We start from the raw sequence: 14,487 nt of genomic DNA, 5'->3' as shown, positions 1-14,487 counted from the left end.
CCCTGGGCGGTCACGGGATGGCGACGGCGGTGAGCAGGTCCGCGGCGGCGTCGAAACCGCCCTTCTGCGATTCGCCCGTTCCATGCAGGCGATGCCCCACCACGGCGGGAAGCACGGCCTGCACGTCCTCGGGAAGCACCTGCCTGCGCCCCTGCATCATGGCCCAGGCCTGCGCCGCGTGAAGCACCGCGAGGCCCGCGCGCGGGGAGAGACCCTGCGAGTACTTGGGGGACACGCGGGTGTGCGCCACGAGCGCCTGCACGTAGTCCAGGAGGGCTTCCGAGACCTGGGTCGCGGTCACCGCAAGCTGCAGCTCGCGCAACTGCGGCGCCGTCATCGCCGGTTCCAGATGCGAAATGAGGTCGCGGCGTTCCTCGCCCTTCAGGAGCTCGCGCTCGGCCTTGGCGTCGGGGTATCCCAGGCGAAGGCGCATGAGGAAGCGGTCGAGCTGCGATTCGGGAAGCGGAAAGGTGCCCACCTGGTGCAGCGGGTTCTGGGTCGCGATGACGAAGAAGGGTTCCGGCAGGGGCCGCGTCTCGCCCTCGGCGGTGACCTGGTGCTCCTCCATCGCCTCCAGGAGCGCGCTCTGTGCCTTGGGGCTCGCGCGGTTGATCTCGTCGGCCAGGATGATCTGGGAAAAAATGGGGCCGGGATGGAACCGGAACGTGGAACTCTCGCGGTCGAAGATCGAGACGCCGATCACGTCGGCGGGCAGCAGATCGGACGTGAACTGGATGCGCTTGTAGTCGAGGCCCAGGAGCCGCGCCAGGGCCTGCGAGAGGGTCGTCTTGCCGACCCCGGGCACGTCTTCGATCAGCAGATGGCCGCGCGCCAGGATGCACGCCATCGCCAGGCGGATCTGGCGCTCCTTGCCGAGGATCACGCGCGAGGCGCGGGAAACCACGTCCTCGACGGGGTTCGGGGCAATGCGGGCGCGGGCGTCTAGGAGCATCGGGTCGGGGCCGGAATCGGGTACCGATTTGCGGCTACTCGGAACGGAAGGATGGGCCGTTTCAGGATAGCATGGGCACCGGGATCCGCCGGTGCGGCCGCAGGGCAGGCGATCGCGATCCGATCACCGGAAGTCCACCCACCAGCCAGGGGCATCGCAGTGTCCGTCGCACTCGTCACCCATTCGCACTGCATCCTGCATGAGATGGGAGCGCATCATCCGGAGTCCCCCGAGCGCCTGAAAGCGGTCCTGGATGCGCTGGACATCTCGGGCTTCGGCGGGCAGCTTGTCGAGATCGAGGCGCCGGAGGCGACACAGGCCGAGCTGGCGCGCGTGCACGGCGAGGAGTACATCGAGATGGTTCGCGGCGCGGCGCCGGAGGATGACTATGCGTTCCTCGATCCGGACACCTCGATGAACCGCATGTCGCTCTCCGCCGCGCTGCGGGCTGCGGGTGCAGTCGCGCGCGCCACGGATCTCGTGCTCGGCGGCGAGCACCTGCGCGCCTTCTGTGCCGTGCGGCCGCCGGGCCACCACGCCACGCCGGGACGTGCGATGGGGTTCTGCATCTTCAACAATGTCGCGGTGGGGGTCGCCCGCGCGCTGGTTCACCACGGTCTGGAGCGCGTGGCGATCCTCGATTTCGACGTGCACCACGGCAATGGAACCGAGGCCGCATTCAAGGGCGATCCGCGCGTGATGTTCTGTTCCACGTTCCAGCATCCGTACTACCCGTTCTGCGGGGCCGATTCGCGAGGGGAGAATCTGGTGAACGTACCCTTGCCGGCCATGACCGGCAGCGCCGACTTCCGTGAGGCGGTGGAGCGGCACTGGCTGCCCGCCCTCGAGCGCTTCGAGCCGCAGCTGGTGATGGTGTCGGCCGGGTTCGATGCCCACCGGGAGGATCCCCTGGCCCACCTGGAGCTCGAGGACGGCGATTACGAGTGGATCACCCGCGTGATCGCCGATGTGGCCGAGCGCCACGCCCGGGGACGGATCGTCTCCACGCTGGAAGGCGGCTACAACACGCGCGCTCTCGCGCGCAGCGTCGTGCGCCACATGAGGGTGCTCGCCGGTTGATCGCCTAGCGCGCTGCGGCCGGGGCGAGTGCCTTCTCGGGATCGACGCCGGCGGAGCGGACGCTCAACCGCTTCTCCCGCGATTTTTCGCCCGACAGCAGGGTCACGTCCCGGCGCGCGACGCCGAAGCGCTCGGCGATGAATGCGATGAGCGCCTCGTTGGCGCGATTGTCCAGCGCCGGTGCGGCCACGCGGACCTTGAGCGACTCGCCATGAAGGCCGACGACCTCGGTGCGCCGGGCCTGCGGCTGCGCATGGATGGAAAGGACGACGGCGCCCTCGGCGGGGTCGTGGCGATACCAGGGTGCCACGGGAGGAACGGGCTCAGGAACCTGCTCGGGACTTTGCGCCGTTCAGCTTCTGCAGGCCGAGCAGGCCCCAGTCGCGCGTTTCGATCGCGGAATGGATGACGCCGCGGTAGCGCATGGCCTGGCTGTACGACCAGGGCGAGGCGAGGAAGTTGGCGAACAGCTCTTCGTAGGTGCCCGCACTGCAATAGCCCGCATAGGCACAGGCCTGCTGCGCTTCGCGGTCGAACGCGGGGCAGGTAGGCTGGAAATCGCACGCGACGAGCGAGAACGCGCCGACGAGGGATGCCGGCTCGGGAACCTCTCCGGTCGGGCCGATGCGCAACTCGCCGATCAGGCGGTGCTGGGCGAGGAATTGCGCCACCATCACCATCGCCTCGGCATCGCGAGTCTCGAGCAGGCTGATGATGCGGCTCACGTCGTCGGCTACCACCGTGCGGGACGCTTCGCCAGTGATCTTGGGCGTGGCCAGATTGCGATTGAGTTCGGCGACCAGCATGCGGGCCTGCGCGCGCGGGTCTCCGCTTTCGCTCGCCTGGCGATACAGGTCGTCGATATCCTTTTGCGCGATGCGCATGCCCTGGAAGCCCAGGCAACGCTGCGTGTCGTCGGACGCGTCATACGCGGCGATGCGCTTGGCGGCTTCCGGATCCGACGCCGGGATGCTCGCGAGGAACTGGCGCCTGCGCTTGTCGCTCGCGGTGGCCAGGTCGTCATTAATGGACGTCGCGAATCCGCACGTCTCGAGAGCCTTGGCAAGGTAGAAGCGCTCTTCGCGGTCCAGGCTGTCCTTGCGGGCGAGCAGGGCGTCGGAGAAAGCCTTCAGGTCGCGGGTCTGGCGGAACTGCGTCGCGACAGCGGAAAGTCGCTGGACGGCGACAGGGGAGACGATTTTCGCTGCCCCGGAAGAACGCCGGGCGAAGCCTGCCTGGACGTGAACGTCGCCCCGCAACGCCTGTCCGGCCGGCTGCAGGGTCGCCGAAATGGCCTCGGAATGGCTGGAGACAGGGGCGGGCGCCCCTTCCCACTTGGTGGCGAGCAGCACCCCGTAGGCGACGAGCGAAACCAGGCCGATGGCGGTGATTCGATTCATGAGGGGCAAGTTTCGGCTGAAAGTGCCATTTCGTCAACGATTTCCGAGGGTAACGTGATCCTGATTGCAGCAAGAAGCGGGCCGGAGTCCGCCCCGGGTTTCAGTGATGCAGGATCTTGGACAGGAAGGCCTGGGTCCGTTCCGACCGGGCCGTGCCGAAAAACTCGTCCTTGGTGCAGTCCTCGACGATCTGACCGTGGTCCATGAACACGACTCGGTGCGCAACCTTCTTCGCGAAGCCCATCTCGTGGGTGACCACCATCATCGTCATCCCTTCCCGGGCGAGCTGCACCATGACATCCAGCACCTCGTTGATCATTTCCGGGTCGAGCGCCGATGTGGGCTCGTCGAAGAGCATGGCGATGGGATCCATGGACAGGGCCCGGGCAATGGCCACGCGCTGCTGCTGGCCGCCGGAAAGCTGACCGGGGAACTTGTCCTTCTGCGACAGGAGACCGACGCGGTCGAGCAGCTTCATGCCCTTTTCCACGGCCTGGTCCCGCGTGCGCCCGAGGACCTTCCGCTGGCCGATGGCGAGGTTGTCCGTGATGCTCATGTGGGGGAACAGCTCGAAGTTCTGGAACACCATGCCGATCTTGGCGCGCAGCTTCGGGAGGTCGGTCTTCGGGTCGCCGACCGAGATGCCGTTAACGACGATCTCGCCCTTCTGGAAAGGCTCCAGGCCGTTCACCGCCTTGATGAGCGTGGACTTCCCCGATCCCGACGGGCCGCAGACCACGACGACCTCGCCCTTTTCCACCTTCGTCGTGCAGTCCTTGAGCACCTGGAAGGGGCCGTACCACTTGCTCACGTTGCGCAGGTCGATCATGGGCCGCGGGGATTCGGAAGCGCTCATGGGATTCCTATCGGGAGACGGCCAGGCGCACCTGGAGCCGCTTGACCGCCCAGGAGGCGGCGAAGCAGATGATGAAGAAGACGACGGCGACGAAGATGTAGAGCTCGACGATGCGCCCGGTGAGCTGCCCGGCCTTCGAGGCCGCGCCGAGGAAATCCTTGAGGGCCACGACATAGACGAGGGAGGTGTCCTGAAAGAGGATCACCGCCTGCGTGAGCATCACCGGCAGCATGTTGCGAAACGCCTGGGGCAGCACGATGTGCCCCATCGACTGCCAGTAGTTCATGCCGAGCGCATAGGCCGCGGACGGCTGCCCGCGCGGGATCGACTGGATGCCGGCGCGGACGATCTCCGAGTAGTACGCGCTTTCCACCATGATGAAGGCGACGATGGCCGAGGTGAAGGGCCCGACCGCCTCGCCCTGATGGCCGGTGAACTTCGCCACGATCATGGGGGTGAGGAAGTAGAACCAGAAGATCGCCATGATGAAGGGAATGGCGCGGATCAGGTTCACGAATCCGGCTGCCGGGACCGAGAGCGCCTTCCATTTCGACAGCCTCGCCATGGCGAGCAGCGTGCCGAAGAAGATGCCGCCGGCGAGCGCGATGGCAAAGAGCTTGAGGGAGGTTAACATGCCGTCCCGGAGGGACTCGCGGTACGTCCAGATGACGCCCCAGTCGAACTCGCCCATCAGTGCCCGCCCCCCTGCGCGATGTAGCCGGGCACGGCCACGCGCTTCTCGATCGCGCGCATCGCGAAGATCACCGTGAGGGTGATGACGATGTAGATGAGGGTTGCAGCGGTGAACGCCTCGAACGTCTTGAACGTGTATTCCGAGATCTGACGGCTCTGCGCGGTGAGTTCGAGCACGCCGATGGTCAGCGCCGTAGACGAATTCTTGAAGATCGTGAGGAACTCCGAGGTCATCGGCGGGATGATGATGCGGAAGGCCATCGGGAGCGTCACGAACCGGTACACCTGCGGGAGCGTGAGCCCCATGGCGAGCCCCGCGGCAGTCTGTCCGCCCGGCAGCGACTGGATGCCGGAGCGAACCTGCTCGGCCACGCGCGAGGCGGTGTAAAGGCCCAGGCAGAGCGTCGCGGCCGTGAACTCCCACAGGCTGAACTGCGCCGCGAAGGGCAGGGTGAGGAGGTTGGGCATGTCCTGCTTGAGCCAGTCGCCCCAGGCCACGGGAAGCACCTCCGGCATCACGAAGTACCAGAGGAACATCTGCACCAGGAGCGGGATGTTGCGGAAGAGCTCGACGTAGCACGTGCCCAGGAATCGCGCCCAGGCCAGCGGCGTGGTGCGCGCCACGCCGACCACGCATCCGACCACGGAGGCGACGATCCACGCGCAGGACGAGACCGCGAGCGTCCAGAAGAGGCCCGACCACAGCCACCCCAGGTACGTCATGCCGCCGCTGGGTGCCTGCTCGAGGAGTACTTTCCAGTCCATCGCGACCGCCCGTGAAAAATGAAAAAGGGGGCGGTCGCCCGCCCCCTTCGCCCGGCTTCGCTATTCCGGCAGCGCCTGCAGCGTGATGGCGGCCTTGAGGAGCGGGCTCATCGGCACGCCCATCATCTCGCCGGAAGGCAGCTTATCGAGGAACCACTTGCTGTAGATCTTGTTGATGTCGCCGGTCTGCATGAGCTTGGCGATGGCGCGGCGGATCACCTGGCCGAAGTCCTCGTCGCCCTTGCGGTACATCATCCCGTACGGGTCGTAGGAGAGGTAGTCGCCAACGACCTCGTAGTCCTTTGGCGTCTTTGCCTTGGCGATGAGGCCGTAGAGAAGGATGTCGTCCATGGAGAAGGCCACGGCGCGCCCGGACTCGACGGTGAGGAAGGATTCCCCGTGGTCCTTGGCGTTCAGGAACTTGATGTTGAGGTTGTCCTTGTCGGAGAGCGCCTTGATGATGCGCTCGTTGGTCGTGCCCTGGGTCACCACGACCGTCTTGTTCTTCAGGTCCTTGTACGACTTGATCTTCGCGGACTTCTTCACGAGCAGCTTCGTGCCGGTGATGAAGGTGATCGGCGAGAAACCGACCTGCTTCTGGCGCGTGAGCGTGTTGGTGGTCGAGCCGCACTCGATGTCGACCGTGCCATTCGAGATGAGCGGGATGCGCGTCTGCGGCGTCACCGGGTTGTACTTGACGGTGAGCTGCGTGAGCGAGAGCTCCTTCTTCACTTCCTCGACGATCGCCGCGCAGATGTCCATCGAGTAGCCGATGGGCTGCTGCTTTTCGTTGAGGTAGGAGAAGGGGATCGAGGTCTCGCGGTGACCGATGGTGATCGTGCCGGATTCCTTGATCTTCTTGAGGGTGCCGGTCAGTTCCTGCGCTGTCGCGGGGACGGCGGCAAGGACGGCGATGGCCGCGACGGCGGCGAGCGACTTGGCGAACATGGTGTTTCCTCCTGGGTTGGATCGGTGCGCGGGGCTGCGGGGCGTGCGTGCGGCAAAGGGCGAAGGATACTTCCGGGGCTCGATCGATGGCAAACCCCATGCAGGCGGCATGCCCGCCCTGCGCGGGCAGGCAGGGGTGCGACAGCCGCCCTGGTGCACCGGGATGGCGCGCGTCGCGCCCTTCAACGGCGCAGGGAGAAGTCCACGACGGCCTGCGCCAGCGCCTGGCTCGCGTCGAGGATCGGGACGGGGCAATCGGCGCCCTGCGCCGCCAGCGGCAGTTCCGTGCAAGCCAGCAGGACGAGGTCCGCCCCCCGCACGGCGAGAGCCCGGGCGGCCGCCTCGAAGGGAGCGCGGGCGCCGGCGACATCGCCCGCCTTGACCCGGGCGATGGCCTCATCGACGAACTGCGCCTGCTCCTTGTCCGTCGGGGCGAACCACGGGAAACCGCGGTGCGCGAGACGCTTGCCGTAGAAAGCGGCAGCCAGCGTGCCGCGAGTGGCAAGCAGTCCCACGCGCATCGGCGCGACCGCCCGGCGAGCCATGGCATCAATCGCGGAGTCCGCAATGTGCAGCAGCGGCATGCGAACCGAGGAGGCCAGCTCGTCCGCCCAGTGGTGCGCCGTATTGCAGGCGACGACGAAGGCTTCGCATCCGGCCGCCTCCAGCCCCTTCGCCCCGGCGACCATTTCCGGCAGGGGGGATGCGCCCAGGCCCTGCACGGCGGCGACGCGGTCGGGAACCTGCGGCACGTTCCACACCACGATCGGCAGGTGGTCACGGTCCGTCGCAGCGGGTGTTGCGGCGAGGATTTTCGCCTGCAGGTCGATCGCGGCCGCCGGGCCCATGCCGCCGAGGATGCCGACGCGCCGGGGCGTTGAAAGGAGGGTTTTCATGAGGTCATCGTAAATAGAGCGCATCTTGGAGGAAAATGCAGGCTCCGGACGTCTGCGGGAGCGTCCCCACGAGGGGTGAATCCCGAGTCACCGCCCGCCACGAATAATAACGAGGTCGTCATGCCTTCTCCTTCCACGGATCCCAAACAGTCCATCCTCGAACCCGTCACTCGCCTCGCCGGCCAGCGCCTCTCCGGCGCGCAGGCAAAGGAAGCCCGCGAATTCGTCTCGCTCTACTACGGCCAGGTCGATGCCGAAGACCTGGAGGCGCGCGCGCCCGAGGATCTCTACGGCGCGGCGATGACCCACCTCGCCTTCGCGCGCCAGTTCGCCTCCGGCACGCCCAAGCTGCGAGTGTACAACCCGAAGGCGCAGGAACACGGCTGGGCGAGCCCGCACACCGTGATCGAGATCGTGAACGACGACATGCCCTTCCTCGTCGACTCGGTGACGATGGAGCTCAATCGCCAGGGCCGCACGCTGCACCTGCTCGTGCATCCGCTCGCGCAGACGGTGCGCGATCCCGAACGCAACCTCATCTCGTTAGCGCCGGCCGGCCGCGAAGGCGCGCGCGAATCGTTCATCCACGTGGAGGTGGACCGCGAAAGCGACCCGGCCCGGCTCAAGGAGATCGGCGAGGGACTGCTTGCCGTGCTCGCCGATGTGCGCTGCGCCGTCGAGGACTGGAGGCCGATGCGCGAGGCGATGCAGGCGATCGTCGGGGAGTTCGCAAGACCCCCCAGGGAACAGGACGCGGCCGATGTCGAGGAGACGCGCGCTTTTCTTTCCTGGGCTCTCGAGGAGAACTTCACCTTCATCGGTTTTCGCGAGTACGAACTGGCCGCTTCCGGCGGCGAGGACCAGCTGAGAATCGTCGCGGGCTCGGGCCTGGGCGTGCTGCGCGAGCCCCGGCTGGGGGGCGTGTCGCAAAGCTTCCGGGACCTGCCGGCCGCGATCAAGGCGCTCGCGCGCGAGCCGCGGCTCCTCGTGCTCACAAAAGCCAATTCGCGCGCGACGGTGCACCGCCCCGGCTACCTCGACTACGTCGGCGTGAAGAAATTCGATGCCTCCGGCCGCGTCACCGGCGAGCGCCGTTTCGTCGGCCTCTATACTTCCGCGGCCTATCACGCCGATCCCGGCGACATTCCGCTGCTGCGTAGGAAGGTGGCACGGATCCTCGAGCGCGCCGGGTTCCCCGCAGCGAGCCACGGGTACAAGAACCTGGTTTCGCTTCTGCATGCCTACCCACGCGACGAGCTCTTCCAGGTGGACGAGGCGTCGCTGCTCGAGATCGCATTGGCCGTGCTTCGCCTGGGCGACCGCCGGCGCACGCGCCTTTTCCTGCGCCGGGACCTCTACGGACGCTTCTTTTCCTGCCTCATCTACGTGCCGCGGGAGAACTTCAATACCGATGTGCGCAGGAAGATCGAGGAAATCCTGCGGCGCCGGCTCGCGGGGACGAGCGCGGAGTACACCGTGCAGCTCACCGATGCGGTTCTCGCTCGCATCCACATGCTGGTGCGCACGCGCCCGCTCGACGAGCCGCGCGTGGACGTGCACGCCATCGAGGCGGAGATCATCCAGGCCACGCGCCGCTGGGAAGACGATCTGAAGCTCGCCCTCACAGAAGCACATGGCGAGGAACGCGCGCTGCTGCTGTACGGTGGGTACTCGGCCGCGTTCCCCGTGGCCTACCGCGACACGCTCTCCGCCCGGACGGCCGTGCGCGACATCGCGGTGATCGAGACGCTCGGGCCCGGCAACCCGTTCGCGGTGAGCCTGTACCGGCCGGTGGAGGCCGATGCCCGTACGCTGCGCCTTCGCGTGTACCGCGTGGGCGAGAAGCTCACCCTGTCGGCGAGCCTGCCCATCCTCGAGAACATGGGGCTGGAGGTTCTGGACGAGGACGGCTGGGAAGTCCAGCGCAAGGATGCGCCTGCGGTCTTCCTGCACGACTTCGGCCTGCGCAGCGCACGGGATCTCGAGAACGTCGAGGCCATCAAGGCCGTGACGGAGGAGGCCCTGCTGCGCGTGGCGCGAGGCGAGATCGAGAACGACGCGTTCAACCGCCTCACGCCGACGGCCGCGCTCGCGTCCGACGACGTGGTGGTGCTGCGCGCCTACGCCAAGTACCTGAAGCAGGCCGGCTTCACCTTCAGCCAGGCCTACATCGCGCAGACGCTGGCGGCGCATCCGACCATCGTCGCGAAGCTGGTCGCGCTCTTCCATGCGCGCTTCGACCCGGCGGCGGGAGCCGACCGCGACTCGAGGCAGCAGACGCTGCACGACGAGGTGAAGACCGCCCTGAACGACGTGGCGAATCTCGACGAGGACCGCATCCTTCGTCGCTGCCTGTACGCGATCCGCGCCACGATCCGCACCAACCACTGGGTGCGCGGCGGGAATGGGCGGCGCAAGCCCTACCTCGCGCTCAAGTTCGAGTCGGCGAAGGTGCCCGACCTGCCCGAGCCGCGGCCGCTTTTCGAGGTGTTCGTGTACTCGCCCCGATTCGAGGCGATCCACCTGCGCGGCGGCAAGGTGGCGCGCGGCGGCCTTCGCTGGTCCGACCGCCCCGAGGACTTCCGCACCGAGGTCCTCGGCCTCATGAAGGCGCAGATGGTGAAGAACGCGGTGATCGTCCCGGTGGGTTCGAAGGGCGGTTTCGTGCTCAAGGCGGCGCCGCCTGCGAGCGAGCGCGAGGCGTACCTCAAGGAAGGCGTGGCCTGCTACCAGGATTTCCTGCGTGGCCTGCTCGATGTGACGGACAACCTGAAGGGCGGGAAGGTGATTCCCCCGAAGGACGTCGTTCGCCACGACCCGGATGACCCCTACCTCGTCGTCGCGGCGGACAAGGGGACTGCGGCTTTCTCCGACTACGCCAACGCGGTGAGCGCCGAATACGGCCATTGGCTGGCCGATGCCTTCGCCTCGGGGGGAAGCGCCGGCTACGACCACAAGAAGATGGGCATCACGGCGAAAGGCGCGTGGGAAAGCGTGAAGCGCCACTTCCGCGAGATGGGGCTCGACACCCAGTCGCAGGACTTCACTGTGGCGGGCGTGGGGGACATGTCCGGCGACGTGTTCGGCAACGGGATGCTGCTCTCGCGGCACATCCGGCTGCTTGCGGCCTTCGACCACCGGCACATCTTCCTCGACCCGGACCCGGATCCTGCGAAGAGCTTCGCCGAGCGCGAGCGCATGTTTGCGTTGCCGCGCTCGTCGTGGGACGACTACGACAAGGCGCTCATCTCGAAGGGCGGGGGCATCTATCCGCGCGCGGCCAAGTCGATCGCCGTTTCGCCGCAGGTGCGCAAGGCGCTCGGCGTCGCCGAGGAAAGCCTCACGCCGGCCGAACTCATGAAGGCCATCCTCAAGGCGCCCGTGGACCTGCTGTACAACGGCGGCATCGGCACCTACGTGAAGGCGGGCCACCAGACACACGCGGACGTGGGGGATCGCGCCAACGATGCCATCCGCGTGAACGGCGCGGAGCTGCGCTGCAAGGTGGTGGGCGAGGGCGGCAACCTCGGCTTCACCCAGCTCGGCCGCGTGGAGTTCGCGCTCTCCGGAGGACCGGAAGGCAAGGGCGGGCGCATCTGCACCGACGCCATCGACAATTCGGGGGGCGTGGACTGCTCCGACCACGAGGTCAATATCAAGATCCTGCTGGGACTGGTGACCGCCGACGGCGAGCTCACCGAGAAGCAGCGGAACAAGCTACTGGTCGAGATGACCGACGAGGTCGGGCACCTCGTGCTGGCGGACAACTACTTCCAGACGCAGTCGCTCTCGGTCGCCGGCGTGCGCGGCGACAAGCTGCTGGACGCGCAGGCTTCCCTCATCCGCGCCCTCGAGAAGGCGGGGCGCCTGAACCGCGCCGTCGAGTTCCTTCCCTCGGACGACGAGATCGCCGAGCGCCGCGCGCAGCGCGTGGGGCTCACGACGCCGGAACGCGCGGTGCTCCTGGCCTATTCGAAGATGGTGCTCTACGACGACCTCGTGAAGGGCACGCTCATCGACGACGACTATGTCGCCTGCGCGCTCACCGATTATTTCCCGGCGCAGATCCGCAGTGGCTACGCCGCGGTTCTGCCGCGCCATCCGCTCAAGCGGGAGATCATCGCGACCGCGGTCGCCAATTCGATGATCAACCGCACGGGGTCGGTATTCGTGCAGCGCATGAAGGAGGAAACGGGCGCAACGCCGGACGAGGTGACGCGTGCCTTCATCCTCGTGCGCGACGTCTTCGGCTTCGAGGCGCTGTGGGCGGCCATCGACGCGCTGGACAACCGCGTGACCTGCGCCGTGCAGTCGGAGATGCTCATCGAGGCCGGGAGGCTGGTCTTGCGGGCCACGCTCTGGTTCCTTCGCCGCCGCCGCGAGCAGCTCCCGATCGCACAGGTCCTCGGGGTATTCCAGCCGGGACTGGCCGCTTTCCGTGCCGGGCTTCCGGCCATCCTGTCGGCGGTCGATCGCGACTCCTTCGAGGCGACCGCCGCACGATTGTCCGGCCAGGGCGTCCCGCTGGAACTCGCGCGCTCCATGGCCGGGCTCGATGCGCTCTATTCGGTGCTCGACACGACGGAAGTGGCCCGGGAGACCGAACGGCCGCTCGAGGCGATCGCGCAGCTTCACTTCGCGCTGGCCGGCGACCTGGAGCTGCACTGGTTCGCCGAGCGCATCACGGCGCTGCCTACGGACACGCCGTGGCAGGCACTTGCGAGGAACGCGCTTCGCGACGACCTCGCGAGCCAGCAGCGGCTGCTCACCACGTGCGTGGCCAGGCTCTCGCCCGGCTCCCCGGACCCGGCCGCGATGATCGCCGCGTGGAAGGATCGCTACGCGCAGCCCATCGCGCGGCTCGCCGCGATGAGGGACGAGCTCAAGCGCGCCGGGCCACTCGACCTTGCGGTGCTCTCGGTCCTTCTGAGGGAACTGCGCGGACTTGCCTGATTCCGACGAGATCCAGCCGGGGCGGTGGCGCCTTGTCGCCGCCCTGGGCGTCACCCAGATCGTTTCCTGGGGCAGCGTCTATTACGCCTTCGCCGTCGTGATGGAGTCCGTCCAGCGTGAGCTGGGCGCCTCGGCGCCGGTGACCGTGGGGGCGTATTCCCTCGCGCTGCTCGTCTCGGGGCTCGTCGCCGCCCCGGTGGGCAGGCACATCGATCGCCGGGGGGCACGCTGGGCGATGACCGCGGGCTCCCTGGGCGCGGCGATCGGCCTGGCGGCGTTCTCCCAGGTGACGAGCGCTGCCGCGCTCTACGCCGTCTGGACGGTGCTGGGCTTCGTCATGGGGCTGGTGCTCTACGAGCCGGCCTTCGCGAGCCTGGCCCTGGTCTTCCGCGCCGACCTGCGCAAGGCGATCACGGTGCTCACGCTCGCGGGCGGATTCGCGAGCACGGTTTTCTGGCCGCTCACGCAGTGGCTCGCCTCCTCGTTGGGCTGGCGCGAGGCCGTGCTCGTGCTCGCAGCGATCAACCTCCTCGTGTGCGTGCCGCTGCACGCGCTCCACCTTCCCGCGAAGGGGCAGCGCCCGGATGCGCCCGCAGGGGCGGCGGACGATGCGGCCGGACGCACGAAGCTGCTCGGGAACCGGCATTTCCGCTGGCTCGCATTCGCCTTCACGCTCAACATGCTGGCCTTCTCGGCCATGGGACTGCACCTCCTCGCCATGCTGCAGGAGCAGGGCTTCCCGCCGACGAATGCGGCGCTCCTCGCGGCCCTGGTGGGGCCCATGCAAGTGGCCGGCCGCATCGCGGAATTCGCGTTCGCGAGCCGCGTGAGCCCCGCTCGGGTGGGCGAGATCGCGCTTGCCATCTTCCCGGTGTCGATCGCCATCCTCGCCTTCGCCGGAGGAAGCACCTGGGCCGTGGTGGCCTTCGCGATCCTCTACGGGGCGAGCAACGGCGTGATGACGATCGTGCGCGGCACGGTCCCGGCCGAGATCTTCGGGCGCGAAGGCTATGGGGCCCTTTCAGGGCTCATGGCGACGCCAGTGCTCCTGGCCCGGGCCGCGGGACCATTTGCGGCCGCGGGCGTGCTCGCCGTGGGAGGAGGCTACCGGGCGGTCGCGCTCTCGCTCGTCGCCGTTGGCGTGGTTTCCTGGATGGCCTTTGCGATGGCGGTGCGCACGTCCCGACGATGACGAATGACGGTGCCAGGCACCGCTGCAGTCCGGCACCGCTACTCGACGATCAGGGCGGCCACCACGCGCCGGCCTTCGCCCAGCAGGATGTTGTAGGTGCGGCACGCGGCACGCGTGTCCATCACCTCGACGCCGATGCGGGCGCGATGGAGCGGCGCCACCGCCGCCCGGTCGGGAAATCGAAAGGCGATACCGGAACCGAGCAGCAGGATTTCGGGGTTCCAGTCAACGAGCGTGGCCGTTTCGGCCTCGGTCAACGCGTCGATTCCCCCAGCGGCCCAGCCTTCAAGCACGCGGTCCGCGGCAACCACGAGGCTGCCCGTGTGGCGCCGGCCGGCCACCTCCACCCACCCCGGACCATAGGCGGTGAACGTGTTCCTGCCTTCGGCGGTTTCGCGTTCGATCTTCATGGCGTGACATTGTCGCATTCCCGCGTGGGGGGGGCCGGGCCGTCTCATCCGCCCGCGCGCTGGAAGCCGAGCAGGAACCGCTCCACGAATGCACGCCCGGCTTCCGGCGAAGTCCGTGTGAGATCGAGCGTGACAGCAACAACCGGCAGTTCGACAGGACCGAATTTGCGTGCAGGACGATCTTCGAGCCGGATCCGCCACGCGAGCGCACCACCGTCGGACACGATGTCGTCGCCCTCGACGCGGAACCCGGCATGGCCAACCGCAACCGGCAACAGCCGCAGGAAATCGGCGCGCGTGAGAGTCATTTCGAAGAACGACCCCGTATCCGTTCCCATGGCC

General features: G+C 67.6%; 13 protein-coding genes. 3 read left to right on the top strand and 10 right to left on the bottom strand.

From position 1 onward, the window contains the following. Nucleotides 1-10 precede the first annotated feature (10 nt). Nucleotides 11-952, bottom strand: a complete 942-nt coding sequence (locus IPP91_03645) for an AAA family ATPase (protein MBL0141163.1) — start codon at nt 950-952, stop codon at nt 11-13. 51 nt (nt 953-1,003) lie between these two features. Here IPP91_03645 and IPP91_03640 point away from each other — a divergent pair, with 51 nt between their 5' ends. Then, entirely contained in the window at nt 1,004-2,032 is a 1,029-nt protein-coding gene (locus IPP91_03640) for a histone deacetylase family protein (protein ID MBL0141162.1), read from the top strand. 4 nt (nt 2,033-2,036) lie between these two features. Here the strand turns inward: IPP91_03640 and IPP91_03635 are convergent, their stop codons facing one another. The 7 genes from IPP91_03635 to IPP91_03605 form a co-directional block, all read right to left on the bottom strand. Then, on the bottom strand, nt 2,037-2,342 hold the full coding sequence (locus tag IPP91_03635) for a YggU family protein (protein ID MBL0141161.1): 306 nt from the start codon (nt 2,340-2,342) through the stop codon (nt 2,037-2,039). Between the two features lie 13 nt (nt 2,343-2,355). After that, nucleotides 2,356-3,432: a hypothetical protein gene (locus IPP91_03630; protein MBL0141160.1), complete on the bottom strand. Its 1,077-nt coding sequence runs from the start codon at nt 3,430-3,432 to the stop codon at nt 2,356-2,358. Nucleotides 3,433-3,532: 100 nt separating this feature from the next. After that, entirely contained in the window at nt 3,533-4,261 is a 729-nt protein-coding gene (locus IPP91_03625) for an amino acid ABC transporter ATP-binding protein (protein MBL0141159.1), read from the bottom strand. A gap of 34 nt (nt 4,262-4,295) precedes the next feature. Further along, on the bottom strand, nt 4,296-4,979 hold the full coding sequence (locus tag IPP91_03620) for an amino acid ABC transporter permease (GenBank protein MBL0141158.1): 684 nt from the start codon (nt 4,977-4,979) through the stop codon (nt 4,296-4,298). Next, a complete protein-coding gene (locus tag IPP91_03615; protein ID MBL0141157.1) occupies nt 4,979-5,746 on the bottom strand; it encodes an amino acid ABC transporter permease in 768 nt (255 codons plus the stop codon). Before IPP91_03615 ends, IPP91_03620 begins: the two co-directional genes overlap by 1 nt. A 60-nt stretch (nt 5,747-5,806) precedes the next feature. After that, a complete protein-coding gene (locus tag IPP91_03610; GenBank protein ID MBL0141156.1) occupies nt 5,807-6,694 on the bottom strand; it encodes an amino acid ABC transporter substrate-binding protein in 888 nt (295 codons plus the stop codon). Between the two features lie 182 nt (nt 6,695-6,876). Further along, complete coding sequence (locus tag IPP91_03605; GenBank protein ID MBL0141155.1) at nt 6,877-7,590, bottom strand: amino acid racemase; 714 nt, start codon at nt 7,588-7,590, stop codon at nt 6,877-6,879. Nucleotides 7,591-7,710: 120 nt separating this feature from the next. Between IPP91_03605 and IPP91_03600 the strand changes: the two genes are divergently transcribed. Together IPP91_03600 and IPP91_03595 are read left to right on the top strand one after the other, a co-directional pair. Continuing rightward, nucleotides 7,711-12,543, top strand: coding sequence for an NAD-glutamate dehydrogenase (locus IPP91_03600; GenBank protein ID MBL0141154.1), 4,833 nt, complete (start codon nt 7,711-7,713; stop codon nt 12,541-12,543). Then, nucleotides 12,536-13,735, top strand: coding sequence for an MFS transporter (locus tag IPP91_03595; protein ID MBL0141153.1), 1,200 nt, complete (start codon nt 12,536-12,538; stop codon nt 13,733-13,735). The genes IPP91_03600 and IPP91_03595 overlap by 8 nt, the downstream gene beginning before the upstream one ends. Before the next feature lie 38 nt (nt 13,736-13,773). Here IPP91_03595 and IPP91_03590 read toward each other — a convergent pair whose 3' ends face one another. Then, nucleotides 13,774-14,145, bottom strand: a complete 372-nt coding sequence (locus IPP91_03590; protein MBL0141152.1) for an Mth938-like domain-containing protein — start codon at nt 14,143-14,145, stop codon at nt 13,774-13,776. 44 nt (nt 14,146-14,189) lie between these two features. Next, on the bottom strand, nt 14,190-14,483 hold the full coding sequence (locus tag IPP91_03585; protein ID MBL0141151.1) for a hypothetical protein: 294 nt from the start codon (nt 14,481-14,483) through the stop codon (nt 14,190-14,192). Between the last annotated feature and the right edge of the window lie 4 nt (nt 14,484-14,487).

This window comes from Betaproteobacteria bacterium, from assembly GCA_016720855.1.
Classification (GTDB): Bacteria; Pseudomonadota; Gammaproteobacteria; order Burkholderiales; family Usitatibacteraceae; genus FEB-7.
This window is presented reverse-complemented; position numbering and strand designations above follow the sequence as displayed.